This is a genomic window from Streptomyces sp. RG80 (genome assembly GCF_040446465.1).
Lineage (GTDB): Bacteria > Actinomycetota > Actinomycetes > Streptomycetales > Streptomycetaceae > Streptomyces.
Genome location: NZ_JBEAAJ010000007.1, coordinates 244,604 through 270,916 on the forward strand (window position 1 = coordinate 244,604; position 26,313 = coordinate 270,916).

Genomic DNA, 26,313 nt, shown 5'->3' on the forward strand with positions numbered 1-26,313 from the left:
TCACCATGACCACCTTCGTGGACCGCGTCGAACTGCATGTCGCCGCGGGTAACGGAGGTCACGGCTGTGCCTCCGTCCACCGGGAGAAGTTCAAGCCGCTCGGCGGCCCCGACGGCGGCAACGGCGGGCGGGGCGGCGACGTCATCCTGACCGTCGACCAGTCGGTGACCACGCTCCTGGACTACCACCACTCCCCGCACCGCAAGGCCACCAACGGCAAGCCCGGCGAGGGCGGCAACCGCTCCGGCAAGGACGGCCAGGACCTGGTCCTGCTCGTGCCGGACGGCACGGTCGTGCAGGACAAGGCGGGCAACGTGCTCGCCGACCTGGTCGGCCACGGCACCTCCTACGTCGCCGCCCAGGGCGGCCGCGGCGGCCTCGGGAACGCGGCGCTGGCGTCCGCGCGGCGCAAGGCGCCCGGTTTCGCGCTGCTCGGTGTGCCCGGGGACATGCAGGACATCGTCCTGGAGCTGAAGACCGTCGCCGACGTGGCGCTGGTCGGCTACCCGAGCGCGGGCAAGTCCTCGCTGATCTCGGTGCTGAGCGCGGCCAAGCCGAAGATCGCCGACTACCCCTTCACCACCCTGGTGCCCAACCTCGGTGTGGTGACGGCCGGTTCGACCGTCTACACCATCGCCGACGTGCCGGGTCTGATCCCGGGCGCCAGCCAGGGCAAGGGCCTGGGCCTGGAGTTCCTGCGGCACGTGGAGCGGTGCAGTGTGCTGGTGCACGTGCTGGACACGGCGACCCTGGAGTCCGACCGGGATCCCGTCTCCGACCTCGACATCATCGAGGAGGAGCTGCGGCAGTACGGCGCCGGGCTCGACAAGCGGCCCCGCATGGTCGTACTGAACAAGATCGACGTGCCGGACGGCAAGGACCTCGCCGAGATGGTGCGCCCGGACCTGGAGGAGCGCGGCTACCGCGTCTTCGAGGTGTCCGCGGTGGCCCACATGGGGCTCAAGGAACTGTCGTTCGCGCTGGCCGAGGTGGTCGGCAAGGCGCGGGCCGCGAAGCCGAAGGAGGAGGCGACGCGGATCGTCATCCGTCCCAAGGCGGTCGACGACGCGGGCTTCACCGTGACGCGCGAGGAGGACGGGCTGTTCCGGGTGCGTGGCGAGAAGCCGGAGCGCTGGGTGCGGCAGACCGACTTCAGCAACGACGAGGCCGTCGGCTATCTCGCCGACCGCCTCAACCGCCTCGGTGTCGAGGAGCAGTTGATGAAGGCGGGCGCCCGCTCGGGCGACGGCGTCGCCATCGGCCCCGAGGACAACGCCGTGGTCTTCGACTGGGAGCCGACCGTGATGGCCGGCGCCGAGATGCTCGGCCGCCGCGGTGAGGACCACCGCTTCGAGGCACCGCGTCCGGCCGCCCAGCGGCGCCGCGACAAGGAGGCCGAACGGGACGAGGCGTCGCGGGAGTTCGACGACTTCGACCCCTTCGAGGGCTGACGGCCTGAGGGGGCGGCCCTTCGGGGCGGCCCCCGCCGGGCGGTCCCACCGGCGTTCCTACGGTGGTTAACGCGGCGCAAATCCCTGTCGTACGGCAGGGCAACCAACCGTCGTTCCGATGAGTCGTACTGGGCGGCGCGGATGAGGATCTTGAACCTTTCCGCGGTCAACTGCCCTTACGACAGCCGGAGTTCACGTGTCCCTGCCTGCCTCGCACAGAAACCGGCGTGCCGTCGCCGTAGCGATCGCGTTGATCGCGGCCACCTGCGGCACGCTGCCCACCGCGCAGGCCCGGACCGCGGCGTCGCCCGAGGTGCGGCAGGACTTCAACGGGGACGGGTACGGGGATCTGGCCGTGGCCGCGCCCCGCGCCACGGTGAACGGCAAGGCGGAGGCCGGCTATGTCGCCGTGCTGTACGGGTCGGCGAACGGGCTGAGCGCCGCCGCCAAGAAGGTGTACACCCAGGCCTCCGCGGGAGTCCCCGGCACCGTCGAGGCGGGCGATCGCTTCGGCTCGCACCTGACCGCCGCCGATCTGGACGGGGACGGGTACACCGACCTGGTGGTGGAGGCCGAGGGCGAGCTGTGGGAGCAGGACGGCATCGCCCGCCAGGGCAACAGGACCGTCCTGTGGGGCAGTTCGGCGGGGTTCACCTCGGGCAAGGGCATGCCCGCCCGGGACAGCGGCCGGTACCAGGGCGGCGGCTCCCTGTCGGCCACCGGCGACTTCAACGGCGACGGACACCAGGATTTGCTCTACGCCGGTCTCGTGTACCTCGGACCGTTCGGCCGGGACGCCGTGCCCGCCGCGGTCCGCACCAACCCGGAGCTCGTCGACGGCGACCTCGACCTGATGGGCCTGGTCGCCGGTGACATCGACGGCGACGGCATCACCGACCTCGTCACCATGGCCCGATCCTTCGACGGGGACGACGAGGGCGACCACGGCGAGCACCTGAACTACCTGCGGGGCAGCCGCGACGGCCTCCAGCCGCTCGTCGTCCTGAAGGACGCACGGGGCGAACGGCTCCGCCCCGGCCACGCCGTGGCGCTCGGCGACGTCAACGGCGACCACCGCGCGGACCTCGTCACCGCACGCGGCTCGATCAGCTTCCTCTACGGCACCGCCGACGGCCCGGCCCGGTCCTTCGCGTCCCGGACCATCGACCAGGACACCCCCGGTGTGCCCGGTACCGAGGAGCCCGAGGACTGGTTCGGCTACGACCTGTCCGTCGGCGACGTCAACGGCGACGGCTACGGCGACGTCCTCGCCGGCAACCCCCACGAGGACCTCGGCACCGTCCAGCGCGCCGGTGCCTTCACCGTCGTACCCGGCGGACCGGACGGCCCCACGGGCGCCGGCAGCACCCTCTTCAGCCAGAACAGCGCGAGCGTCCCCGGCACCGCCGAGAAGGACGACCGGTTCGGCGAGAACGCCACCTTCGTCGACGGCAACGGTGACGGAAAGGCCGAGCCGGTCGTCGCGGCGCTCGGCGAGGACGCCTCCGCGGGCGCCGTCTGGGTGTTCCGCGGCGCGGCCACGGCCAAGGGCTCCTTCTCCTTCGGCGCCGGCACGCTCGGCACGGTGGCGAGCGGCGCCCGGCTGGGTTCCGAGTTCCCGCGCTGATCCCCGACCGCCCGACCGACGAGCCCGTCACAGGTACGACCCCCCACACGCACGACCTTCGACAGGAGCACCATGAGCAAGCGCAGGATCGGGCTCGCGGCGGCCGTCGCCGTCATCGCGACCGTCGTGGCCCCGCTGGGCGCGCAGGCCGCCGAACCGCACTCCGCCGCCTCCCGGCTGCACGCCGACTTCGACGGCGACGGCTACCAGGACGTGGCCGTCACGGCCGCGGGCGCCACGGTGGGCGGCAAGAAGCGGGCGGGCTATGTGGCGGTGGTGTACGGCTCGGCCAACGGTCTGAACCTGGCGCACCGGCAGGTCGTCAGCCAGAACACCGCGGGCATCCTCGGGGTCGCCGAGGCCGACGACCGCTTCGGTGCCGCGATCTCCGCCGCCGACCTGGACGGTGACGGCTACGCGGACCTGGTCGTGGGCGCGTCCGGCGAGGAGGCCGGGGGCAGAACCGGGTCCCTGGCCGTCGTATGGGGCGGGACGCAGGGGCTGTCCGGTGCCACAGCCGTGGCCTCCGGGACCCTGTCCGACACCGCGATCGGCGACTTCGACGGGGACGGCGACCTCGACGTGGCCACCCCGCGCTCCCTGCTGACCGGCCCCTTCGACCGTACGAAGGGCGCGGCGGCCGTCGGCGAGCTGAGCCTCGACCCCGTCGACTACCGGACGAACGCGCTGGCCGCGGGCGACATCGACCACGACGGCATCGCCGACCTGGTGGCGCTGAACGTGGACAACACCTCGGACGACTACAGCAACGCGGACTCGTACCACCGCCGGGTCGTGTACCTGCGCGGCACCGCCCAGGGGCTGAGTGCGCCCGTCACGCTGAAGAACGACGACGGTTCGCTCTTCCGCGGCGGCGAGCAGCTGGGCATCGGGGACGTGGACCGGGACGGGTACGGCGATCTCGTCATCGGCCGTTCCTTCACCCATGACGTCGTCGACGACGACCTCCTGATCGGCGGTCAGATCGGCGTGGTGTACGGCACCGAGGCCGGCCCCGACCCGTCCGGCCAGACCATCGTCACGCAGGACTCGCCCAAGGTGCCGGGCGCCACCGAGGGCGGCGACTCCTTCGGCGGGGGCCTCTCCGTCGGGGACGTCAACGGCGACGGCTACGCGGACGTGGCCACCGGCGCCTTCACCGAGAAGCTCGGTGACGTGGACAGCGCGGGCCAGGTGACCGTCCTGCGGGGCGGGGCGAAGGGCCTCACCGGCGTCGGTTCCGTGGCCTTCAGCCAGAACACGCCGAAGGTGCCGGGCACCGCCGAGCGGCTCGACTTCTTCGGCTCCGCCACCTCGCTGACCGACGTCAACCGTGACGGCAGGGCCGAGCTGTTCGTCGGCGCCAGTGGCGAGAACACCTTCGACGGCGGCGTCTGGGCGTTCCGCAACCCCGGCACCGGCCCCACCGCCACCGGCTCGGTCTCCTTCGGCGCGGGCACCCTCGGCACCACCCCGGACGACGCCTACCTCGGCGGCCGGTTCGCCCGCTGACCCCTTCGCCCCTCGACTCGATCAGCCGTACGTCCTGGGAGGAACGCCAAGTTCGGTTCCTGACCCGGCTACTGACCATCCATCAGGCCCGTCGCGGCACTCCGTCACTCCTGCGCCGCGACGGGTCTCCTGTTGTGTTCCCAGTTGTCATGCATACGAAGACCACGGTTCAGCGGGCGGACCGTCCGCGGGGGTGGGCTTTTCAGTGTCCAAGAGGCCAGTGAGGCAGGGGAGTTCGTTGATGACCCGAGCGACATCGCCCGACCGACGCCGTTTTCTGACCGCCGGGGCCGCCGTGCTCGGCGCCGCCGCCTCCGCCCAGCTGTGGCTGCCGGGCACCGCCCGAGCGGCCGGAACGACGCTGCCAGACGGCGTGTTCAGCCTCGGCGTCACCTCCGGCGACCCGCTGCCCGACGGCATCGTCCTGTGGACCCGGCTCGCCCCGGACCCGCTGAACGGCGGCGGCATGCCCGACGAGGTCGTGCCGGTGGAGTGGGAGCTCGCCGAGGACGAACGCTTCAGAAAGCCCGTACGCCGGGGTGTGACCCAGGCGCGCCCCGAGTACGGGCACAGCGTTCACGTGGATGTACGGCATCTGCGCCCGGGCCGCACCTACTGGTACCGCTTCCGCACGAGCGGCCAGATCTCGCCCACCGGCCGCACCCGCACCGCCCCCCACCCGCACAGCAAGGGCGGCAACCTCCGCTTCGCGCTGGCGTCCTGCCAGAACTACCAGCACGGCTGGTTCACGCCGTACGCCGACATGCTCGCCCAGGACCCCGACTTCGTGCTCTTCGTCGGGGACTACATCTACGAGTCCTCGCCCGCCTCGACGGGCGTGCGCCGGCACGAGGGCACCGGGGAGCCGTACACCCTGGTCCAGTACCGCAACCGCTACGCCCAGTACCGCTCGGACCCGGACCTCGCCGCGATGCACGCGGGCGCCCCCTGGATCGTCACCTTCGACGACCACGAGGTGGACAACGACTTCGCCGGAGAGATCCCGCAGGACCCCGCCAAGCAGCCCCACGACGCCTTCGTGGCCCGGCTCACCGCGGCCTACCAGGCGTACTACGAGCACATGCCGGTGCGCGCGAGCTCGGTCCCGAACGGCCCGCACATCCAGATGTACCGCCGACTGGAGTTCGGCCGCCTGGCCCGGCTCAACGTCCTCGACACCCGGCAGTTCCGCAGCGACCAGGCCACCAGCCAGGAGGGCGCCCAGGACCCCGCGCTCACCATGCTCGGCGCCGAGCAGAAGGAGTGGCTCCTGGACGGGCTGCACGACTCCCCGGCCCGCTGGAACCTCATCGCCTCGCAGATCATGATGGCCGAGACCGACCTGAAGATCGGCGAGGGCAAGCTCTGGTACTACGACGCCTGGGACGGCTACCAGGCCGAACGCAACCAGCTGATGCGGGAGTTCGAGGACGTCCGCAACCCGGTCGTGCTCACCGGCGACCGTCATCTGACGATGATCAGCGACCTCAAGGAGGACTACGCGGACCCGGAGTCCGACGTCGTCGGCGCCGAGTTCGTGGGCACCTCCATCTCCAGCAACGGTGACCAGGACCAGGCCGCCTTCCACGCCCAGTGGGACCCGCTGATGGCGGACAACCCGCACTGGAAGCTGCTCGACGCCCACCGCGGCTACCACCTCTTCGACGTCGACCGCCACGGGATCGACGCCCAGGTGCGGATCGTGGACACGGTCCGGCAGCCGAAGGCCACGGCGAGCACGCTGGCCACGCTGCGGGTGGAGTCGGACCGCCCCGGCGTAGAGCTCGCATGACCGGTCGATGATGAATTGCGTGTGACGGGAGCCTGGGACTCATCTGTGTCCCAGGTCTCTCTCAGCGCGGTCTCAGGAACCCCTCTTACCGTCCCCTGACCATGGAGACGGACTGCACGAGACATGAACCCGCGGCGAACGGCGGCGAGATCGCCCCGCTGCCCGCCGGCACCCGCCTGCTGCACATCGGCCCGCACAAGACCGGGACGACCTCGATCCAGGGCGCGATGTTCGCCGCCAGGGACCGGCTCGGCGAGCACGGGGTCGCCTGGCCGGCCACCACCCGCCATCCGATGGAGGCCGCCCTCGCCGCGTGCGCCAGACCCGCGATGATGGGCGACACCGTGCCCACCGACCAGCACTGGACGCGGCTGCTCGCGCAGGTGGAGGCGGCCGGCGGGCGCACGTCGGTGGTCAGCAGCGAGTTCTTCGCCGACGCCGAGGACGACGCCACCGTCGCCCGGATCGTCGAGCAGCTCGGCGGCGACCGGGTGCACGTCCTGGTCACCCTGCGCCCGCTGGCGAGGATCATGCCCTCGCAGTGGCAGCAGTACGTGCAGAACGGTCTGCGCATGGGCTACGAGGACTGGCTCACCCACATGCTGAGGAAGGCGCCGTACGACAGGCCCAACCCCAGCTTCTGGCGCCGGCACCGGCACGACCGGCTGGTGGAGCGCTGGGTCCGGGCGGTCGGCCCGCGGCGGGTCACCGTCGTGGTGGTCGACGACCACGACCGGGGCGGCCTGATGCGGACCTTCGAGCGGCTCCTCGGACTGCCCGACAATCTCCTCCAGCCCGTCCCGGATGCGGCGAACCGTTCGCTCACCCTCGCCGAGACCGAAATGCTGCGGAATCTTAATAAGGAATTCCGCGGCAATGGACTGCCCGACGAGTTGTATTCCACGCTCGTCCGCAACGGCGCGGTCATGCATATGAAGAACACGTGCAGTCCCTCGCCCGAGGATGTGAAGATCAGCACCCCGGGCTGGGCCGTCGAGGCCGCAGCCGAGATCGGCGCCGAGATGGCCGGGCGGATCGGCGCCATGGGCGTGTGGGTGCTGGGCGACCCGGCGCTGCTGTCCGCCGTACCGCCGCCGCCCGTGTGTGAGGCGCCGGCCGAACCGCGGATCGCGCCCGAGGTGGCGGCCCAGGCGCTGTACGGCGCGCTCGCCGCGGCGGCCTCGGCGCCGGTGCGGCACACCACCCCGGCCAAGGCGCGCACGGTGCACCAGACGTCGTCCAGGGAACTCGTGAAGGTGCTGGGTCATCGCTGTCTGAAGAAGCTGCGCGGGCACTGACCGCTTGTGCGCTTACTCACAGCAATTCCACGGGTGTCCGATTCAGGACTCCCACCGTCACCAGGAGTACAAGGTGAATGACAGATGGCGCGCACATATGCAGCGGAGGGCGCTCACCTTGCACTGCGGTAACCCCAAGTGGGACCATTTCCGAGTTCCCTGTCGCCCCGAGGTAGGTCATCTGTGTCCCAGCACATCGCCAAGCCCCGTACCACCGCAGTGATCCTGGCCGGCGGTACCGGTCAGCGAGTGGGTCTCTCGATCCCCAAGCAGCTGCTGAAGATCGCCGGCAAGGCAGTCATCGAGCACACCCTGACCACCTTCGAGAACGCCGACTCGATCGACGACATCATCGTCCTGATGGCGCCGGGCTATGTGCCGGACATAGAGAAGATCGTGGCCAAGGCCGGTTTCACGAAGGTCAAGAAGGTCATCGAGGGCGGCTCCACGCGGAACGAGACCACCGAGCGCGCCATCGAGGCGCTCGGCGAGGGCCTGGCCGCGGGCGAGGACCGCAACGTCCTGTTCCACGACGCCGTCCGCCCCCTGCTCTCGCAGCGCGTCATCGACGACTGCGTGGTCGCGCTGGAGCGCTACCAGGCCGTCGACGTCGCCATCCCGTCCGCGGACACCATCATCGTGACCCGCACCCACGGCGAGGACGGCGAGTTCATCACCGAGATCCCGGACCGCTCCCGGCTGCGCCGCGGCCAGACCCCGCAGGCCTTCAAGCTGTCCACCATCAAGCGGGCCTACGAGGTCGCCGCCGGTGACCCCAACTTCCAGGCCACGGACGACTGCTCGGTCGTGCTCAAGTACCTGCCGGACGTGCCGATCCACGTCGTCGCGGGCGACGAGTACAACATGAAGGTCACCCAGCCCGTCGACGTCTTCATCGCCGACAAGCTCTTCCAGCTGGCCTCCACCGCCGCGCCCGAGCAGGTCTCCGAGGAGGCCTACCGTGAGCTGCTGACCGGCAAGACGGTCGTCGTCTTCGGCGGCTCCTACGGCATCGGCAAGGACATCTCCGAACTCGCCGAGTCCTACGGCGCGAAGGTCTACGCGCTGGGCCGCTCCACCACCGGCACGCACGTCGAGAACCCCGAGGAGGTCGACGACGCGCTGTCCAAGGCGTACGCCGAGACCGGGCGCATCGACTACGTCGTGAACACCGCGGGCGTCCTGCGCATCGGCAAGCTCGCCGAGACCGACAACGCGACCATCGAGGAAGCCCTCAAGGTCAACTACCTGGCCCCGGTGCAGATCGCGCGCTCCAGCTACAAGTACCTGGCGGAGACCAAGGGCCAGCTGCTGCTCTACACCTCCAGCAGCTACACCCGCGGCCGCGCCGAGTACAGCCTCTACTCCTCGACCAAGGCCGCGATGGTGAACCTCACCCAGGCCCTGTCCGACGAGTGGGCCGGCGACGGCGTCCGCGTCAACTGCATCAACCCGGAGCGCACCGCGACCCCGATGCGCACCAAGGCCTTCGGCCAGGAGCCCTCGGGCACGCTGCTCTCCTCCGAGGCGGTGGCCCGTACCTCCCTCGACGTCCTGCTGTCCGAGCTGACCGGGCATGTGATCGACGTCCGCCAGCAGGACCCGACCGCGGCCGCCGGCAAGGCCTCCGGGTTCGAGCAGGCACTTGCCAGTGTCCTGGACCGTCAGGACGGCGTGGCATAATCAACGGCAATTAGACATCTGCTATTCAGGCCTCTGTGGCTGCCCGTTATCGGAGCATTCGCAGGGGCCTGAATCAGTACCTCCCGCGAATTTCTCACATTTTCGCTGCACATCAGAACCACACCGGCACTCCCCCTCCAAGAGCAGGTTCCTCTGTGATAACCAGAGCCATTCGCGTCGCCCGGGTGGGCAGCGCGGCCGAGCTGGCCGCGGCGGCCCTCATGATCCTGGGTTTCCCGGCGCTCATGCTGGCCGCGCTCGTCCCGAGCGTTCCCGCCTTCACGGCCGCCGCCGCGGTGACGTACCTGGCGGACCACTATCTGCACCGCAAGGGCAGCTATCTGATCAACCGCCTGAGCAAGGTGCGCGCGGGTCTGTCGATCCGCTTCCTGATCAGGCAGCTGCTGCTGGTCCTGCTGCTGGCCCGCCTCGACCTCGCCGACGGCCTGGTCTTCTACGGCGCGGTCGCCTGCTTCATCGCGTTCTACGGTCTCCAGGCCCCGCACGGCGCGCTGGTCACCCTGATCCGCAACCGCCGCCGGATGCCGGTCGCCACCCGCAACGTCGACCTGAAGTCCCGCATCCGCATCCCGGACGCGCCGCCGCGCAGGCTGCTCAACCGCTCCGCCGAGAAGATGCTGCACCTCGACCTCGCCGCCGTGATCGGCGTGCTGGTCTCCGCGGCCACGGAAGAGACCCTCGCGGCCTTCGTCGGCATCGGCGCGACGATAGCGCTGGGCACCCTGTACGTCCTCGCGCTCATGCCGTACGTCCGCGGCAGCAAGATCCCGCCGAACGCGGACACCGTGCTCGCCGCGGTCGACGACTGGCTGGCCGCCTACCGGCCGGAGACGGTGCTGTACTTCTCCGGCTCCAAGGACTCGGTCTACCAGGTCAACATGTGGCTGGAGACCATGGAGCAGCTGGACTCCAGGCCGCTGATCATCCTGCGTGAGCGCGCGATCCTGGCGAACCTCGCGCCCACCACGGTCCCCGTCATCTGCGTGCCCGGAGGGGTGCACCTGATGAACATGGACCTGACCACCGTGCGCGTCGCGCTCTACGCGGCGAACGTCGGCAAGAACATCCACCTGCTGCGCGTCCCGACCATGAAGCACGTCTTCATCGGCCACGGCGACAGCGACAAGCTCGCCAGCGTCAACCCGTTCAGCAAGGTCTACGACGAGGTGTGGACCGCCGGCCGGGCCGGCCGCGACCGCTACGCCATCGCCGACGTCGGTGTCCGCGACGACGACATCGCCGAGGTCGGCCGCCCGCAGCTGGCGCCGATCGAGACCTGGCGGGGCGTCCCCGAGGGCCGCATCCCGACCGTGCTCTACGCCCCCACCTGGGAGGGCTGGGACGGCGACCCGGGCAACACCTCGATCGTGCTGGCCGGCGAGAACATCGTGAAGAAGCTGGTGAAGGCCGACCCGCCGGTCCGGGTCCTGTACAAGCCGCACCCCTTCACCGGCACCGTCAGCAAGGAGGCGGGCGCCGCGCACGCGCGGATCACCGCCCTGGTGGAGAAGGCCGCCGCCGAGCGCGCCGGCGACGCCCGGTTCACGGCCGACGTGGCAGCCCGGGCGCAGGCCAAGGCCGAACTCGTCCGGATCGAGGCGCGGATCGCCGAGCTGTCCGGCCGCGGCGGCGAGAAGGGCGACGAGGCCGAGGCCACCCGTGACGGTGTCGTCGACGTGGCCAGGCACGAGGAGATCGCCCGGCTGCGCGCCGAGTGGAACGACGCCTACTGGACCTCCGTCGGCACCTTCGAGCACCGCGTCATCACCGGCGCCGAGCCGCGGCTCTACGACTGCTTCAACGTCTCCGACGCGATGGTCTCCGACATCTCCAGCGTGGTCTCCGACTTCATCGCCAGCGGCAAGCCGTACGCGGTGACGGACTCCGCCGAGCTGGGCGTGGAGGAGTTCAAGCGGCAGAACACCGCGGTGCGCGCCGCGACGATCCTGTCCAACAGCGCCGCCGAGCTCGGCGGCCTCCTTGACGCGGTCCGCGACCCCGCGGGCGACCCGCTGGCGGAGGACCGCAAGGAGCTCAAGCAGTACCTGCTGGGCCCGGACGAGCCGACGTCCATCGAGCAGTTCAACACCGCGGTAGCGAACCTCTCCCTCAAGGCCGAGGCACGCAACGTCGGGCAGGAGTCACGGGCGGCGGCCGGAGCCGCGGAGGCCACCACCAAGGCCTGACCAACTCCCTGCCAAAAAGGGCCCTGTTTTCGAGGAGTGATTCTCGAAAACAGGGCCCTTTTACGTACGTCATGAGGGATGCGTTCCCAGTAGTCCGTGACCTGCGCCACAAAAAAGCTATGAAAGGGCAACCGCTTCCCGTCCTCGCCCGTCTACTAAGTTGCGAATAAGCCAATACAGGGGGAATGCCCTATGACCAAGGGTTCCTCATGATGTGGGGGAAGTGTGACGTGACGCAGCCTGATGTGACCGTGGTCATCGGGGCGTACGAAGCGATGCCGTACCTGGTCGAGTGCCTCGCGTCCGTCGAGGCCCAGACCATCGACCACACGCGTATCGAGGTCATCGCGGTCGACGACGGCTCCACCGACGGCACCGGCGAGTGCCTGGAGCAGTTCGCGGCCCGCGCCGACATGCCCGTCACGGTGCTCCGGCAGGACAACTCCGGCGGCCCCAGCGGCCCGCGCAACGTCGGCCTGGGCAAGGCCGCCGGACGGTACGTGTTCTTCCTGGACGCCGACGACCGGCTCGGCCCCGAGGCCCTGGAGCGGATGGTCGCGATGGCCGACCGCAACGGCACCGACGTCGTCCTCGGCCGCGTCGAGGGCATCAACCGCAAGCCGCCGAAGTCGATGTGGGGCAAGACGCTGGAGCGCACCGACATCTGGTCCTCCAACATCAAGTTCACGCTGAGCGCGCAGAAGCTGTTCCGCCGTGAGCTGCTGGAGCGTCACGGCATGCGGTTCGACGAGTCGTTGTGGACCGGCGAGGACGCGCTGTTCACCATGGAGGCCTATCTGCGGGCCGACGGCGTCTCCCTCATCGACGACTACACCTGCTACTACCTGGTGGGCCGCGACGACGGCAAGCACGTCACCAAGAGCGGCGGCTACACCCTGCGCTTCGACTCCGCGCGCGCCCTGATGAACCTGATCGCGGAGATGGTCCCGGCCGGTCCGCGGCGCGACATGCTCATGCTCCGCCCCTTCCTCGTCACCCTGCTCCCGCAGTTCGGCCCCCGGTTCCTCAAGGACACCGAGCAGGTCCGCCGGCACAAGCTGGAGCTCGCGAAGCCCCTCATGGACGCCTACTGGACCGACGAGGTCGCCCACCGCCTCAAGGTCGAAGAACGCCTGCGCCTCCACCTGATCGCCGAGGAGCGGCCCGAACTCCTCCTGGACGTCCTGGAGTTCCTGCGGGCCAAGAAGCAGGCCGCCGCGCTCCTGGAGAAGCGCGGCCGCCGCGTGTACCTCGCCTACCCCCACTTCCGCGACGCCGCCGCCGGCGTCCCGGACGCGGTCTACCTCGCCGAGCCGCGCGAGGCCCGGGTCTTCCCGGGCTACCGGGAGGGCGGGCTCGACTCCTTCGTCCGCCGGGCGGCCCGCAAGGCCCGCCGGATGCTGCCGGCCCGGGACGTCACGCGGGCCGCGGCGGCGTGACCGACGGCTCCTCCTCCGTCCGCCGCGGCCCGGGGATCTCCGCCGCCAGCCGCTCCCGCATCCGCGCCCGGTGCTCCCGGGCCTCGGTGCACAGCGCCTGTACGGCGGCGTCGAAGCGCACCTGCGAGACCGGCTCGGCCGGCCCCAGCAGATGCCGCTTCAACGCGGCCCGCTCCTCGACCAGCCCGTCCTTCTCCGGCTTGCGTACGGCGTCCAGCAGCTCCGGCACCCCGGCCGCGTCCGGCGTCAGCACGGTCGCCGCCCGCACGGTCGGGAAGGTCTCGCGGAAGACGTCCTCGGCCAGCCCGCTGGTGTTGGCCACCGCATAGGGCTTGCCGCTCGCCAGGAAGTCGCTGACCACGCTCGACACATCGCTGATCAGCAGATCGGCCCGGTTGAAGCAGGCGTACAGCGCGGGCCGGGCGTCCGTGACGACCTGGTGCTCCCACTCCGGCAGCGAGGCCCAGTACGCCTCCTCCCAGGCGGCCGTGGCCCGCTCCACGGCCTTTGAGCGCCCCCTCGGCGGGGTGGGCTGGAGCAGCATCCGCTCCACCTGGTCGGCGCCGTCCCGGAAGTCGGCCGTGGTGAGCCGGTCCAACTCCGCGGTCCGCCGGGCCAGTTCGCCGTCGCCCGGGGCGGGCCGCGGCCCCGACCGCCGCCGGTTGGCGGCCCGGACCAGATCCCGGATGCGCTGATCGGCCGCCCCGGCCCGCGGATCGACCGAACCGGTCAGCGGATGCGGCTTGTACAGCAGCCGTACGCCGTCGTCCTCCAGCAGCGCCCGGACGAGGTTCTCGCCGGCCGCGAGCACCGAGGTGTTGCCCGGGTTGCCGTCCCAGCCCTCCCAGGTCGGCGCGTACAGCACGGTGGTGTACGCGCCGGTCGGCGGACCCGCGTACGGCCGTACGGCGTCCAGCTGCGGGCGGCCGATCTCCACCACGTCCCGGTCGTCCACGCCGACCTCGGCCAGCGCGTACCGCTCGCGCGCCGCGGGACCGGCCACCCACACCTCGTCGTAGGCCTTCGCGTACGGGTTGCACGAGGACAGCTTGTCGCTCTCGCCGTGGTTGACGAAGGTGTGCCGGAGCGTGGGGATGCGCAGCACCTGGGAGGTCTTGCCGGAGTTGGAGGGGTGGATCAGGACCTGGAGCGTGGACTGCTCCAGTCGCATCAGGGTGGTGACCTTGGGCAGGCAGATCACGGGGATGTCGGTCGCGGCGATCTTCTGCACCATGAAGCGCTCGCGCAGGACGACGACCGGCCGCGCACCGAGCTTCGCGAGCGGCTCCAGCCACATGTTCGCCTGGTACGCCGAGGACGCGCCGCCGGAGAAGTACAGGCCGACCGTCGGCCGGTACTCGGCCAGCCACGCGTCGAACCAGTCGAGCACCTCCTGCTCGCCCGCGGGACGGCGGCTCGGCAGCAGCCGCAGCAGCAGCTCGCCCAGGCCCAGCAGGGCCAGGAGCAGCGACAGCGAGACCCCGGCGGCCGCGGCGGCCGGGATGTCCGTCGCCGCAGTGGTCGCGAGACCGGCGGTGGCGGGCAGCCCGAACAGCAGCAGCCGGTGCCCGGGGCGGCGCAGCAGCAGCGCGGGCGGGGCGGTGGACAGCCGCAGCGCGGAGGCGTCGATGTTCCGGGTCACCACCGGCAGCGTGCGGGTGCGGCGGACCAGCACGGAGACCGCCTGGATCGCGAAGTGCAGGCCGTAGAAGATCAGGACACCGGCCACGAGCGGCGCGTACACCGACTCCCGCTCCTGCTCACCGACCCGCAGCAGCCCCGCCACCAGCAGCAGATCGCGCAGGACGTGCCGCACGGTGATGTCCGCGTGCGACTTGGCGAACATCGACACCATGCCCCGCTGCCACCGGTACAGCACCCCCTCCCCGGCCACCGAGGCGGCCGTCGCGGCGAGCAGCAGCGGTACGTCGGGCATGAGGGCCGCGACGGCCTGCGCGGCGAAGGCGGCGCCCAGCAGGGCGATGACGAACAGCTGGGCCGCGCGGCGGCGCAGCGGGAGGGCGACGCGGCGCCTGCGGGGACGGCTGAAGGGACGTTTCACGAGACGCGCGAGCGGACGTTTCAGCGGGCGTCTCGTCGAGCGTCCGAGGCGGAGTCTCTTCGCGGGCCGCTTCGTCGTCTTGGCCGTCTTGGCCGTCTTGGGCCTTTTCTTGAAGCGCCGGCGGGGGAGGGGAGAGGGCACTGCGTCACTCCAAGGTCGTCGCAGGAGGTGCGCCCGGGTTAACGCCCGCCGACCTCTGGACGACACGCGCGTGACCGGGCGCCTTGCGACGACCGTGGAGTGACCGTTCCCGCCGTCCTACTGGCGGCCGGACTGCAGGGCGCGGCGGATGGGTGCTCCCACCACCCGGCGTGCCCGGCGGTAGACCGACGGCGCCGGAAGGCCCGCGGCCGTCCTGGAACCGGTCTTCGCCCGGGCCAGGTCCCGCTTCAACCGCTCGTTGTCCAGCGTCAGTTCGGTGATGTGACGCTGCATGAACGCCATCCGCGAGGCCAGCGAGCCGAGGTCGGCCTCCAGCCAGGGCCGGACCCCCGCCGGGAAGGACAGCTTGCTCATCCGCTTCTCGAAGGCCGCGCCGCTGTCGCCGTGCGTGAAGGTGTTCCGCAGGCCGTTGCGGTCGAGGAAGCCGGTGAACCGCTCGAAGCGCTCGTGGTGACCGCTCATCAGCCCGCCGAAGTCCGCCTCCTCGTACAGCTTCGCCGGGTCCAGGTCCGCGGGCACCTGGTCGATCCTGACGTGCGGGATCTCGAAGTAGCGGCACAGCTCCAGCGTCCGGGAGTCACCGACGAGCACGGTGGCGGGCGTGCCCGCCAGCAGGGCCGCGATGTTGCCGTGGATGCGGGAGCCGAAGGAGAAGTCGAAGTCGCGCAGGTCGTCGATCCAGGTGATCGGGTCGATGTAGACCCGGACCTTGTCCTCCTGGTACATCGGGTGGTCGGGGTGCGTCGGTATCGCCTTGACCTTGGCGTTCGGGTCCGACAGGTCCCGCCAGTGCAACTGCCGCGCGTCGGACAGGTTCTGGCCTATGAAACGCAGGTGCGGATAGCGGGCGTGGGCATGGGCGATGACCTTGCCGAGGCCCTGCTTCTGGACCGCGTTGTGCGAGCCGTTGACCGCGATCCGGGACTCGGCGGTCAGCTCGGGCGTCCGCTTCCGTACGTCGAGTTCCTTGCCGTACATGAACAGCGAGGGGCAGCCGATGGTCTCGACGTCCCGGAAACCCATGTCCTTGAGGTACTGCTCGGTGAACTCGCCGCGCACCCCGATCGAGGCGCTGCGGTCGAGCACCGCCGAGACGAACCCGCGCACCGAGGGCTCGATGGGCTTCAGCCGCGCCGGGTCGTAGTTCAGTCCCGTCTGCGCGCCGACGCCGGCCACCACGACCGGGATCTTCAGCCGCTCGATCAGCCGTGTCAGCCGCTTGAGCTGCGGCTCGAAGGACGGGCGGAAGGCGTTCGCCAGCGGTACGACGAAGGCGTCGTACTCCTCGTTGATCCGGGCGGCCTCCGACACCAGGGACTTGATCCCGTTGGAGACCACCTCGGTGTCCGGCGTCTCGAGGAGCTTGTGGGTGGCGTCACTGAAGATCAGGTTGCCCGAGTTGGTCGCGATGACGTCCCGCTGGAGCGACTCCTCCACGGGCACGACGTCGTACGGGTTCTTCCCGGACCGGATCAGTATGCGCTTCACGCTGTGAACTTTAGGTGACACAAACTTCAACATAAGTTTGGATCCCCTTTGATTTCTATAAGCAACCCCTACAACCTTTTTGCCGTACGCGAACCGTGAGCAACCAGTTACCTCCTGATGTGTCCGGGGGCTGGACCGAGACGTCTCGCGCGGCCCCCTTCGCGTAGATTGCCGACAAGCACAAGGAAGTGGGGACAGTGCAGGTGGCAAGCGTGAGGCAGGCCGTGGGCGAGGCCCGCAGGATCGTCGTCAAGGTGGGTTCCTCGTCGCTGACCACCGCGTCGGGCGGCCTGGACGCCGACCGGGTCGACGCACTCGTCGACGTGCTCGCCAAGAGCCGCAGCGGGGGAGAGCGGGAGGTCGTCCTCGTCTCCTCCGGCGCCATCGCGGCCGGACTCGCCCCACTCGGGCTGCGCCGCCGTCCCAAGGACCTCGCCCGCCAGCAGGCCGCCGCCAGCGTCGGCCAGGGCCTGCTCGTGGCCCGCTACACCGCCTCCTTCGCCCGCTACGGCGTTCGCGTCGGCCAGGTCCTGCTCACCAGCGACGACATGAGCCGCCGCTCCCACCACCGCAACGCCTCGACCACCCTCGACAAGCTGCTTGCGATGGGCGCGTTCCCGATCGTCAACGAGAACGACACCGTCGCCACCGACGAGATCCGCTTCGGCGACAACGACCGCCTCGCCGCCCTCGTCGCCCACCTGGTCCGGGCCGACCTGCTGGTGCTCCTGTCCGACGTGGACGGGGTCTATGACGGCGACCCCGGCAAGCCGGGCACCTCGCGGATAGCGGAGGTGCGGGAGCCCGCCGACCTGGCCGGGGTCGACATCGGCAGCTCCGGCAAGGCCGGCGTCGGCACCGGCGGCATGGTCACCAAGGTCGAGGCCGCCCGGATCGCGGCCGCGGCCGGCATCCCCGTGGTGCTCACCAGCGCCATCCACGCGGCCGACGCACTGTCCGGCGGCGACACCGGCACCTACTTCCACCCCACCGGCAAGCGCTCCGCCGACCGCCTCCTGTGGCTCCAGCACGCCTCCACGCCGCAGGGCTCGCTGACCCTGGACGAGGGGGCGGTACGGGCGGTCGTCCAGCGCCGCAAGTCGCTGCTGCCGGCCGGGATCGCCGCGGTCGAGGGCGAGTTCAACGCCGGCGACCCCGTCGAGCTGCGGGACCCCCAGGGGCGTGCGGTGGCCCGCGGGCTCGTCAACTTCGACGCCAAGGAGATCCCCCAGCTGATCGGGCGTTCGACCCGGGAGCTCGCGCGGGAGCTCGGCCCGGCCTACGAGCGCGAGGTCGTGCACCGGGACGACCTGGTCGTCCTCCAGCCCTGACGCCCTCCAGCCCCGACATCCCCGGGGCCGCAGGCCCGAAAACAGGGTGAACGCCCTGGCAAGACCGTCGCCCTACGGTGGACGTTCCGCAAAATCGCCACGCGAACCCTTGCGGCCTGCTCAACTTTGTCTCAGGGACACATTCCGCACGACCACCGGGGTCGGTCACTGAGTGAAGGAGGCCGTCGTGAGACGAGTGCGCCCTGGGGACCGGTCCCGCAGTGGTGCCGCCGAGGCCTCGTCACGTGCGGCCGGTGAGGAGCGGGCCTTGACGAGCGTCGCGGCCGGCGAGCGGTACGAGCAGCCGCGGGACCTGCCCCGCCTGTGGCACGTCACCCTCAGCGTCTCCGGCAAGGAGTCCCCGCTGAAGGAGGTGCGGCGCGGCCTCGAACAGCTCGCCCACGACCATCCCTTTCTGCTGACCAGCCGCTATGCCAACGACCACGCGGAGATCCGCTACTGGGAGGAGGCCCGCGACCTGCACGACGCGGCCGCCGTCGCGCTGCGGCTGTGGGGCGAGCACCGGCTGACCGCGGGGCTGCCGCCCTGGGAGATCGTCGGCCTGGAGGTCATCGACCGCGAGACCTACCACCAGCGCATCGCGGAAGGGTACGGTCCGCTCCCCGCGACACCTGTCGGTGTTCACCCCTTTTGACGGCCGGTGGACAGGTGTCTCGCGCTTTGGGATGAGCGGTGGCCGCCCCCGTACGGCGCACTACCCTTCCCTCATGACCACGCTTTCGCCGTACGACGCCATGTCCCCGGTCACCCAGGCCGCCTACCGCGCCAAGGCCGCCGCCGCCGACCTCGCCCCGCTGCCGCGGGCCGAGAAGGACGACGCGCTGCTCGCCATCGCGGACGCGCTGGAGGTCCGTACGAGCGAGATCGTCGAGGCCAACGCCAAGGACATCGCCAAGGCCCGCGAGGCCGGCACCAGCGAGACCGTGATCGACCGGCTCACGCTCACCCCCGAGCGGGTGCGCGCCATCGCCTCCGACGTCCGCGACGTCGTCGCGCTGCCCGACCCGGTCGGCGAGGTCGTCCGCGGCTCGACCCTGCCCAACGGCATCGACCTGCGCCAGGTCCGTGTCCCGCTCGGCGTGGTCGGCATCATCTACGAGGCCCGGCCCAACGTCACGGTGGACGCCGCCGCCCTGTGCCTGAAGTCCGGCAACGCCGTCCTGCTGCGCGGCTCGGGCTCCGCGTACGAGTCCAACACCGCCCTCGTCCGGGTCCTGCGCGACGCCGTGGGCGGGGCCGGGCTGCCCGCCGACGCGGTCCAGCTGGTGCCCGGGGAGAGCCGGGAGAGCGTGCGCGAGCTGATGCGGGCCCGCGGCCTGGTCGACGTGCTCATCCCGCGCGGCGGCGCCTCGCTGATCCAGACCGTGGTCACCGAGTCGATCGTCCCCGTCATCGAGACCGGCACCGGCAACTGCCACGTCTACGTCGACGCGCAGGCCGACCTCGACATGGCGATCGACATCCTGATCAACTCCAAGGCGCAGCGCCCGAGCGTGTGCAACTCCGCCGAGACCCTCCTCGTCCACCAGGACATCGCCGCCGAGTTCCTGCCCCGGGCCCTGGACGCCCTCGCGGAGGCCGGCGTGACGGTGCACGCCGACCCGCGCGTGCTGGCGTACGCGAAGGACACCAAGGCCACCGTCGTCGAGGCCACCTTGGACGACTGGGACACCGAGTACCTCTCGTACGACATCGCCGCCGCCGTCGTCGACTCCCTGGACAAGGCCGTGGAGCACATCCGGCTGTGGACGTCCGGCCACACCGAGGCCATCGTGACGTCCTCCCAGCAGGCCGCCCGCCGCTTCACCCAGCTGGTCGACTCCACCACCGTCGCCGTGAACGCCTCCACCCGCTTCACCGACGGCGGTCAGTTCGGCTTCGGCGCCGAGATCGGCATCTCCACGCAGAAGCTGCACGCGCGCGGCCCGATGGGGCTGCCGGAGCTGACGAGCACCAAGTACATCGTCACGGGCGACGGGCACGTACGCCGCTGAGGCGCGCGACCGCGTGCGGGGTGGGCATATGCGTGCGGCACGCGCTCCCGCCGCGCGCCCGTGCCGCACGAGAGGTGTCTCACAAGGCGGATGAATTTCCATACCGTCTGCCCAAATTGACCCCCCAGGTCTACTCTGGATCCGTGCCGGAGGACGTGGGGGGCACGCCGTTCCCTGACGGCTGGGAGCCCGACGACGACCACGACCGCGGGGTGTCGGACGAAGAGTTCGCCTCCGTGGTCTTCGACGAGGCCTTCGTACGAGCGGCCGTGGTGCACGAACCCACCGCCGTCGAACGCCTCCTGGCCGCCGCCCAGGCGAGAGCCGAGGCCTCCGAGGCCGAGGCCCGCCGCTCGCACGGCCGCGGCGAGCGCTACGAGGACGGGTTCGGCCCGGACGGGCGCCGCAGTCTCGGCCATGACGCCGAACTCGACGAGCTGGACGACACCGAGATCCTCGAAGGCCGTTACGGCGCCCCGGGGACGTACGGCAAACAGGTCCGCTGGCACCGTCCCGTCGCCTGGGTGCTGGCGCTCGTGATGGGCATCGGCATGGTCGCGCTGGCCTTCACCGCGGTCTACCGGGGCGGGTCCTCCGACAGCCGCGACCAAGGTCCGTCCGCGCCCGCCTCGACCGGGCTGGAGCAGGGCACGGGGGCGGCCCCCTCGGCCTCCGCCGACCACTCCCAGCCGGCCATCTCGGCGTTCCCGCGCACGCCCTGAACACTTCCGGCCACCGGCTGACGATCCTGGTGAGAACCTGTCAGAAGTTGTCGCGCAGCAGGGCGTTTACCTGAGCTCCCGGAGACCTACTCTGAAGATATGGGAGGGCCTGGAGACCCACCTGAGGGGGCACCCGAGGGCGGCCCCGGTGGTGGAGAGGACGAGTACCGATCCGTCGTCTTCGACGAGTCGTTCGTCCGCGCTGCCCGGCTCCAGGAATTCTCCGCGCAGGAGCGCATGGCCGACCACGCACCCGCCGTCCGGCGCCTGCCACCGATGCGCCGAGGGCTGTCCCGGCAGGCGCTCATCCTCGTCCTGCTGATCGCCCTGGCCTTCGGCACGGCCATCTACATGGGTGTACGGCACCCCTACGAGAGCCCCGCCGCGATCCGGGACGCCGAGTCCTACCCGTTCCGCACGACCGTCGTCCCGCTCGCCCCGCAGGGCAAGGTCCCCGGCGGGGCCGACCCCGAGTCGCTGTACGAACACAGCCCGGCCGCCCAGTTCCGCATCGGCGCCGCCGGGATCACGCTGCCCGGCGCCCGGGACACCTCGCACTTCTCCGAGATCCAGGTCAGGAGCGCGCTGGACACCGTCAAGGAGTACCTGGTGCGCTCCTCGCTCTACCCGGAGGTGCTCACCGGCGGCGAGACCCGGCCCGTGCGGGTCCTGCTGCCGGCGGACCAGCACCTCCAGTTCGACGAGAGCCTGAACCATCCGGCCGCCGACGGCCGGCACGCGGTCACCGGATGGCTGATCCGCTTCGACTCCGAGAGCGTCGAGCTGGCCGATCCCCGGATCCGGGTCCAGGGCACCCTCAAGGCCACCGAGAACGACGCGACGCTCCTGGAGATCACCGCGGACCACACCTTCGTCTACGCGCTGCGGCCCGTCGGCGCGGGCGCCGAGGCGGAGGCGTCGCTGTTCACCGTCCGGCGCGAGCTGCGCTTCCGCTTCGACCAGAACGACGTACGGCTGCACCAGGCGCAGCTCGTCACGTCGTACGTGCAGGCCGGGCCGCTGTCCTGTGGGGACAATGTGGCGGAACTGCTGAGTCCGCTGCTGGCCGGCCAGACCGCGAAGACGGGCGGGCCGGCCGGCACGGATCCGTTCGCGACGGGGCGGGCTACGGCGCTGTGTGGGACGTTGGCCGCTGGGGCTGAGCCGAAGTCCTGAGATGCGGTGCGCCCCATCGCCGTCGGGGGTTCGGTTGTACGGCGAGTGCGGGTCGTGCGTGGCTGGTCGCGCCCACGCGGCGGAGCCGCAAATCGATACGGCCCCGCGCCCCTGAGGGCGCCTTCGGCGGCCCTCAGCTTTCGTCGCGCGGCGGTGTGTCTGTGTCCGTCGGGGGCTCGTTCTCGGTCGGGGTCGAGCTTGCGAAGCCTCCGAAGCCTCGGCGGACTCGGCCGCCCAGGTCGCCCGCGCCGCCGGCGATGTCGGTGACCAGCTTCATCAGCGGGTCCTTGGAGCTCTTGACGTTGCTCGCGTAGCTGGCGGCCGACTCGCGGAAGGAGTCCGTGACCGAGGTGTCCTTGTCTTCGGTGCGCCGCGGGTAGTGGCCGTCCATGATCCGCTGGTGGTCGCGGGACTCGGACCACTTCTTCAGCTCCGCCGCCCGCACCGTGGTGAAGGGGTGGGAGCGCGGCAGGACGTTCAGGATCTTCAGCACGGAGTCGCGCAGGTCGCCCCCGGCCTCGTACTCCTCGGCCTGCTTCAGGAACGCGTCCACGTTCATCTCGTGCAGATGGTGGCCGCCCGCCAGCTTCATCAGGCCGCGCATCGAGGCCCGCAGGTCCTGCCCCACCAGCAGCCCCGCCCGGTCCGCCGACAGCTCCGACTTGCGGAACCACTCGCGCAGCGCGGTCACGATCGCCATGATCGCGAGGCTGCCCAGCGGGATCCACGCCACCCGGATGGCGAGGTTGGTCAGGAACAGCAGGATGGTGCGGTAGACCGCGTGGCCGGACAGGGCGTGCCCCACCTCGTGCCCGACGACCGCCCGCATCTCCTCCTCGTCGAGCAGGTCGACCAGGCCCGTGGTGACGACGATGATCGGCTCGTCCAGGCCGATGCACATCGCGTTGGGCTTCGGGTCCTGACTGACGTACATCGGCGGGACCTTCTCCAGGTCCAGGATGTAACAGGCGTCCCGCAGCATGTCGTTGAGGTACGCGAACTGCTGGTCCGAGACCCGGACCGAGTCGGACAGGAACATCAGCCTCAGGCTCCGCTCGGGCAGCAGCCCGCTGAGCGCCTTGAAGACCGTGTCGAACCCGCTGAGCTTGCGCAGCGCCACCAGGGCGGAGCGGTCGGCGGGGTGCTCGTAGGCGCGCGAGGAGATTCCGGGGAAGCGCCTGCGCTGCCTGCTCGGCACGTTCTCGTGCCCGTTCTGCTCGTGGCCGTCGTCGGACATGTCTTCCCCCATGTGCGTGAGAGTGGCCCTTTGCGGACCCTTGTGCGGTCCTTTGCGCCCCCGAAGCAGAGCCCAGCCTAGGCGGAGATACCGTGGACGGGCAGTACAGCGAAGGAGTCCGTCATGGAGCACCACCCCGCGTCCGCCTGGCTCGCCGAAGCCGCGGGTGCAGCCGAGCAGCAAGGGCCGGGCAACCTGCTCCGGGTCGTACTGGTCGTGATGCTGGTGGGCTGTGCGCTGACCGCGTGGTTCCTGCTGCGTGGCTACAGGCAGAAGGACGACTGACAGGGCTCGGAAGTTCCCTCGGGCGACCCGCGACGGCAACCCGGCGCCCCAACGGCGGAGTCGGCGTGATCGGCGCGAGGCCGCCCGCTTACCATGGGCCGACGTCTTTATCCCGCCCACCGGATAGGTCCTGCCGAAGATGAGCTTCCACAGCACCGCTGCCCAATTGGTCACCCTTGCCGCCGAGGGCGAGGAGCACGGTGGCAACCACGAGAGCCTCAGCCCGCTGCTCACCGGCGGCGGCGCGTTCGTCATCCTGATGCTCCTGCTGTGGATCACCACCCGCTTCAACCGCGACCGCTGAGGCACCGAGTGCCCATAGCGGGGCACTCCGGGCCTCCTCCGGCCGCCGCCCTCAGGACGGGCCGGTAGGGTCTGCACGCATGGGAGAGCAGGACATGCCTACCGGCCCGGGCAACGCCCCGTCGAACCCCGGCAAACGCCGTCTCGGCGTCATGGGCGGAACGTTCGACCCGATCCACCACGGGCACCTCGTGGCGGCCAGTGAGGTCGCCGCGCAGTTCCACCTGGACGAGGTCGTGTTCGTACCGACCGGGCAGCCGTGGCAGAAGAGCCACCGCAGTGTCTCGCCGGCCGAGGACCGCTATCTGATGACGGTCATCGCGACCGCCGAGAACCCGCAGTTCTCGGTGAGCCGGATCGACATCGACCGCGGCGGCCCCACCTACACCGTGGACACCCTGCGCGACCTGCGCGCGCTCAACCCCGACACGGACCTCTTCTTCATCACCGGCGCCGACGCCCTCGCCCAGCTGCTCACCTGGCGCGACACCGAGGAGCTGTTCTCCCTGGCGCACTTCATCGGGGTCACCCGCCCCGGCCACCACCTCACGGACGCCGGACTCCCGGAGGGCGGTGTCTCTCTCGTGGAGGTTCCCGCGCTGGCCATCTCCTCGACGGACTGCCGTGCGAGAGTCGCCAAGGGGGACCCGATCTGGTACATGGTGCCGGACGGGGTCGTGCGCTACATCGACAAGCGCGAGCTGTACCGCGGCGAGTGAGCCGAGAGGGGCACCGGTGAACGACCGATACGACGCGGGACACGGCGGCGACCAGGAGAACCCGTACGAGCTCGTCGGCTACGACGAGTACGGCCGGCCCATCTACCAGCAGGCCACCCGGCAGCAGCCGCAGCAGCAGTCCTACGACCCGTACGCGCAACAGCAGGGCTACGGCTACGACCCCTACGCGGCGGGCGGACAGCAGCCCGCCCAGTACCCCGGGCAGGCGTACGACACCGGTCAGCAGAACCCCGTCCCGTCCTACGACCCGTACGACACCGGACAGCAGAACCCCGTGCCGCCCTACGACCCGTACGGGCACGGCGCGGGGACCCAGGCGGCGACCGGGACGGCGTACGACCCCTACGGCCGTGCCGCCGCGAGCGGGCAGCAGCCGCGGGTCGCCGAGCAGACCGCCTACATCCCGCAGCAGGCCGGACCGGTCGCGGAGACGGACGCTCCGGTCGGCGACGCCCGGACCGAACGGGACTACGCGACCGGGCAGTTCGCCTTCGTCGAGGAGCCGGACACCGACTCCGAGGACGTCATCGACTGGCTGAACTTCACCGAGAACCGCACCGAGCGCCGCGAGGAGGCCAAGCGCCGCGCCCGCAGCCGGCTCGTCGCCCTCGTCGTCGTCCTCGCGCTGACCGCGGTCGGCGGCGTCGGCTACCTCTGGTACGCCGGGAAGCTGCCCGGGCTGTCGTCGTCGGACACCAAGACCGGCACCGCCACCTCCACGGCCGCCCAGAAGCGTGACGTGATCGTCGTCCACCTGCACAACACCAAGAAGGGCGGCACCTCCACGGCGCTGCTCGTCGACAACACCACCACCCAGCAGGGCACCACCGTCCTGCTGCCCAACTCCCTCGCCGTGACCGACGACGACGGCACCACCAGCACCCTCGCCAAGTCGGTCGAGGACGACGGCTCCTCCGGTACCCGCGAGGCCATCGACACCGTCCTCGGCACCCAGATCCAGGGCACCTGGCGGCTGGACACGCCCTACCTCCAGAACCTCGTCGACATCATCGGCAACATCGAGGTCGACGCCGACGCCGACGTGCCCGACCCGGACGGCAAGAAGGGCACCGCGCCCCTCGTCAGCAAGGGCAAGGACCGCACCCTCGGCGGCAAGGCGGCCGTCGCCTACGCGACCTACCGCGCGTCCGGCGAGGCCCAGAACGTCCAGCTGGAGCGGTTCGGGCAGGTCATGCAGGGCATCCTGCGCAAGATGTCCTCCGACGCGCAGGGCGCCACGGTCACCGTCCAGACGCTCGCGCAGATCCTCGACCCGTCGCTCACCGACAAGGACCTCGGCACCTTCCTCGCCAAGCTCGCCGACCTCGCCAAGGGCGGCGACTACAAGACCGCCCTGCTGCCCGTCCAGACCGACGGCACGCTGAGCGCGCAGGCCAGCGACAGCGTGGTCAAGGACGTCCTCGGCGGCACCGCGAAGAGCCCCGACAAGGACGCCGCCGTCCGGGTGTCCGTCCAGAACGCCAGCGGCGCCAAGGGCAACACCGAGAAGGCCCGCATCGTGCTCCTCAACGGCGGCTTCACCTTCATCGAGGCCGGCACCGCCTCCGCCGCCCAGACCGCGTCCAAGGTCGTCTACACCGACGCCGCCGACAAGGAGAACGCCACCGAGGTCGCCAAGACCCTGGGCCTGCCCACCAGCGCCGTCACCAAGGGCAAGGTCTCCTCGAACGCGAACGTCTCCGTGGTGCTCGGCCAGGACTACAAGCCGTCGTCGTCATGATCCTTCAAACGAATGGGGTGCCCTCGGCGGTCCGTGAGACCC

Annotated in this window: 20 protein-coding genes; 17 read left to right on the top strand and 3 right to left on the bottom strand. The window is 70.7% G+C overall.

Annotated features, from left to right (window positions below; all coding sequences use genetic code 11):
* Window positions 1-5 precede the first annotated feature (5 nt).
* The 8 genes from obgE (at window position 6) to ABKA17_RS24905 (ending at window position 13,009) form a co-directional block, all read left to right on the top strand.
* A complete protein-coding gene (gene obgE, locus ABKA17_RS24870) occupies window positions 6-1,451 on the top strand; it encodes a GTPase ObgE (protein ID WP_353694428.1) in 1,446 nt (481 codons plus the stop codon).
* 196 nt (window positions 1,452-1,647) lie between these two features.
* Window positions 1,648-3,078, top strand: coding sequence for an FG-GAP-like repeat-containing protein (locus ABKA17_RS24875; RefSeq protein WP_353694429.1), 1,431 nt, complete (start codon window positions 1,648-1,650; stop codon window positions 3,076-3,078).
* A gap of 72 nt (window positions 3,079-3,150) precedes the next feature.
* Entirely contained in the window at window positions 3,151-4,590 is a 1,440-nt protein-coding gene (locus ABKA17_RS24880) for an FG-GAP and VCBS repeat-containing protein (protein ID WP_353694430.1), read from the top strand.
* A 241-nt stretch (window positions 4,591-4,831) separates the two neighbouring features.
* Complete coding sequence (locus ABKA17_RS24885) at window positions 4,832-6,382, top strand: alkaline phosphatase D family protein (RefSeq protein ID WP_353694431.1); 1,551 nt, start codon at window positions 4,832-4,834, stop codon at window positions 6,380-6,382.
* A gap of 101 nt (window positions 6,383-6,483) precedes the next feature.
* Window positions 6,484-7,680: a hypothetical protein gene (locus ABKA17_RS24890; protein WP_353694432.1), complete on the top strand. Its 1,197-nt coding sequence runs from the start codon at window positions 6,484-6,486 to the stop codon at window positions 7,678-7,680.
* Between the two features lie 183 nt (window positions 7,681-7,863).
* Window positions 7,864-9,363 (top strand): D-ribitol-5-phosphate cytidylyltransferase, encoded by a 1,500-nt coding sequence (locus ABKA17_RS24895; protein ID WP_353694433.1) that lies wholly within the window; start codon window positions 7,864-7,866, stop codon window positions 9,361-9,363.
* Window positions 9,364-9,518: 155 nt separating this feature from the next.
* On the top strand, window positions 9,519-11,570 hold the full coding sequence (locus ABKA17_RS24900) for a CDP-glycerol glycerophosphotransferase family protein (RefSeq protein WP_353694434.1): 2,052 nt from the start codon (window positions 9,519-9,521) through the stop codon (window positions 11,568-11,570).
* 212 nt (window positions 11,571-11,782) lie between these two features.
* Window positions 11,783-13,009, top strand: coding sequence for a glycosyltransferase family 2 protein (locus tag ABKA17_RS24905; protein WP_353694795.1), 1,227 nt, complete (start codon window positions 11,783-11,785; stop codon window positions 13,007-13,009).
* On the opposite strand, the gene ABKA17_RS24910 is transcribed toward ABKA17_RS24905, so the two are convergent.
* Together ABKA17_RS24910 and ABKA17_RS24915 are read right to left on the bottom strand one after the other, a co-directional pair.
* Window positions 12,987-14,945, bottom strand: coding sequence for a CDP-glycerol glycerophosphotransferase family protein (locus tag ABKA17_RS24910; RefSeq protein ID WP_353694796.1), 1,959 nt, complete (start codon window positions 14,943-14,945; stop codon window positions 12,987-12,989). The genes ABKA17_RS24905 and ABKA17_RS24910 overlap by 23 nt on opposite strands.
* A 384-nt stretch (window positions 14,946-15,329) precedes the next feature.
* On the bottom strand, window positions 15,330-16,721 hold the full coding sequence (locus ABKA17_RS24915; RefSeq protein WP_353694435.1) for a polysaccharide pyruvyl transferase family protein: 1,392 nt from the start codon (window positions 16,719-16,721) through the stop codon (window positions 15,330-15,332).
* Between the two features lie 224 nt (window positions 16,722-16,945).
* On the opposite strand from ABKA17_RS24915, the gene proB reads away from it, so the two are divergent.
* The 5 genes from proB to ABKA17_RS24940 all read left to right on the top strand — a co-directional run bounded on the left by proB (window position 16,946) and on the right by ABKA17_RS24940 (window position 21,965).
* Window positions 16,946-18,052 (top strand): glutamate 5-kinase, encoded by a 1,107-nt coding sequence (proB, locus tag ABKA17_RS24920; RefSeq protein ID WP_353694797.1) that lies wholly within the window; start codon window positions 16,946-16,948, stop codon window positions 18,050-18,052.
* A 187-nt stretch (window positions 18,053-18,239) separates the two neighbouring features.
* Window positions 18,240-18,707, top strand: a complete 468-nt coding sequence (locus tag ABKA17_RS24925; RefSeq protein ID WP_353694436.1) for a DUF8830 family protein — start codon at window positions 18,240-18,242, stop codon at window positions 18,705-18,707.
* A 73-nt stretch (window positions 18,708-18,780) separates the two neighbouring features.
* Window positions 18,781-20,067 (top strand): glutamate-5-semialdehyde dehydrogenase, encoded by a 1,287-nt coding sequence (locus ABKA17_RS24930; RefSeq protein ID WP_353694437.1) that lies wholly within the window; start codon window positions 18,781-18,783, stop codon window positions 20,065-20,067.
* A 143-nt stretch (window positions 20,068-20,210) separates the two neighbouring features.
* Window positions 20,211-20,789 carry an SCO2584 family spore wall biosynthesis protein gene (locus tag ABKA17_RS24935; RefSeq protein ID WP_502994373.1) on the top strand — a complete coding sequence of 193 codons (579 nt, stop codon included), beginning with the start codon at window positions 20,211-20,213 and terminating at the stop codon, window positions 20,787-20,789.
* A 99-nt stretch (window positions 20,790-20,888) separates the two neighbouring features.
* On the top strand, window positions 20,889-21,965 hold the full coding sequence (locus tag ABKA17_RS24940; protein ID WP_353694439.1) for an SCO2583 family membrane protein: 1,077 nt from the start codon (window positions 20,889-20,891) through the stop codon (window positions 21,963-21,965).
* Window positions 21,966-22,098: 133 nt separating this feature from the next.
* Here the strand turns inward: ABKA17_RS24940 and ABKA17_RS24945 are convergent, their stop codons facing one another.
* Window positions 22,099-23,202: a M48 family metallopeptidase gene (locus ABKA17_RS24945; protein ID WP_353694798.1), complete on the bottom strand. Its 1,104-nt coding sequence runs from the start codon at window positions 23,200-23,202 to the stop codon at window positions 22,099-22,101.
* 123 nt (window positions 23,203-23,325) lie between these two features.
* Here ABKA17_RS24945 and ABKA17_RS24950 point away from each other — a divergent pair, with 123 nt between their 5' ends.
* The 4 genes from ABKA17_RS24950 to ABKA17_RS24965 all read left to right on the top strand — a co-directional run bounded on the left by ABKA17_RS24950 (window position 23,326) and on the right by ABKA17_RS24965 (window position 26,271).
* Window positions 23,326-23,487, top strand: coding sequence for a hypothetical protein (locus ABKA17_RS24950; protein ID WP_353694440.1), 162 nt, complete (start codon window positions 23,326-23,328; stop codon window positions 23,485-23,487).
* A 139-nt stretch (window positions 23,488-23,626) separates the two neighbouring features.
* Window positions 23,627-23,791 carry a hypothetical protein gene (locus tag ABKA17_RS24955; RefSeq protein ID WP_353694441.1) on the top strand — a complete coding sequence of 55 codons (165 nt, stop codon included), beginning with the start codon at window positions 23,627-23,629 and terminating at the stop codon, window positions 23,789-23,791.
* A 79-nt stretch (window positions 23,792-23,870) separates the two neighbouring features.
* The gene (gene nadD, locus ABKA17_RS24960; protein WP_353694442.1) at window positions 23,871-24,509 is read left to right on the top strand and encodes a nicotinate-nucleotide adenylyltransferase; all 639 of its coding nucleotides are present in this window, start codon (window positions 23,871-23,873) and stop codon (window positions 24,507-24,509) included.
* 16 nt (window positions 24,510-24,525) lie between these two features.
* The gene (locus ABKA17_RS24965; protein WP_353694443.1) at window positions 24,526-26,271 is read left to right on the top strand and encodes a LytR C-terminal domain-containing protein; all 1,746 of its coding nucleotides are present in this window, start codon (window positions 24,526-24,528) and stop codon (window positions 26,269-26,271) included.
* The last annotated feature ends 42 nt before the right edge of the window (window positions 26,272-26,313 follow it).

What these genes read in the sequence shown, in the direction of transcription:
- obgE (WP_353694428.1), top strand. Translation starts at nt 6, where the DNA reads ATGACCACCTTCGTGGACCGCGTCGAACTGCATGTCGCCGCGGGTAAC.
- ABKA17_RS24880 (WP_353694430.1), top strand. Translation starts at nt 3,151, where the DNA reads ATGAGCAAGCGCAGGATCGGGCTCGCGGCGGCCGTCGCCGTCATCGCG.
- ABKA17_RS24885 (WP_353694431.1), top strand. Translation starts at nt 4,832, where the DNA reads ATGACCCGAGCGACATCGCCCGACCGACGCCGTTTTCTGACCGCCGGG.
- ABKA17_RS24890 (WP_353694432.1), top strand. Translation starts at nt 6,484, where the DNA reads ATGGAGACGGACTGCACGAGACATGAACCCGCGGCGAACGGCGGCGAG.
- ABKA17_RS24905 (WP_353694795.1), top strand. Translation starts at nt 11,783, where the DNA reads ATGTGGGGGAAGTGTGACGTGACGCAGCCTGATGTGACCGTGGTCATC.
- ABKA17_RS24910 (WP_353694796.1), bottom strand. Translation starts at nt 14,945, where the DNA reads ATGCCCGACGTACCGCTGCTGCTCGCCGCGACGGCCGCCTCGGTGGCC.
- ABKA17_RS24930 (WP_353694437.1), top strand. Translation starts at nt 18,781, where the DNA reads ATGACCACGCTTTCGCCGTACGACGCCATGTCCCCGGTCACCCAGGCC.
- ABKA17_RS24940 (WP_353694439.1), top strand. Translation starts at nt 20,889, where the DNA reads ATGGGAGGGCCTGGAGACCCACCTGAGGGGGCACCCGAGGGCGGCCCC.
- ABKA17_RS24945 (WP_353694798.1), bottom strand. Translation starts at nt 23,202, where the DNA reads ATGTCCGACGACGGCCACGAGCAGAACGGGCACGAGAACGTGCCGAGC.
- ABKA17_RS24950 (WP_353694440.1), top strand. Translation starts at nt 23,326, where the DNA reads ATGGAGCACCACCCCGCGTCCGCCTGGCTCGCCGAAGCCGCGGGTGCA.
- ABKA17_RS24955 (WP_353694441.1), top strand. Translation starts at nt 23,627, where the DNA reads ATGAGCTTCCACAGCACCGCTGCCCAATTGGTCACCCTTGCCGCCGAG.
- nadD (WP_353694442.1), top strand. Translation starts at nt 23,871, where the DNA reads ATGGGAGAGCAGGACATGCCTACCGGCCCGGGCAACGCCCCGTCGAAC.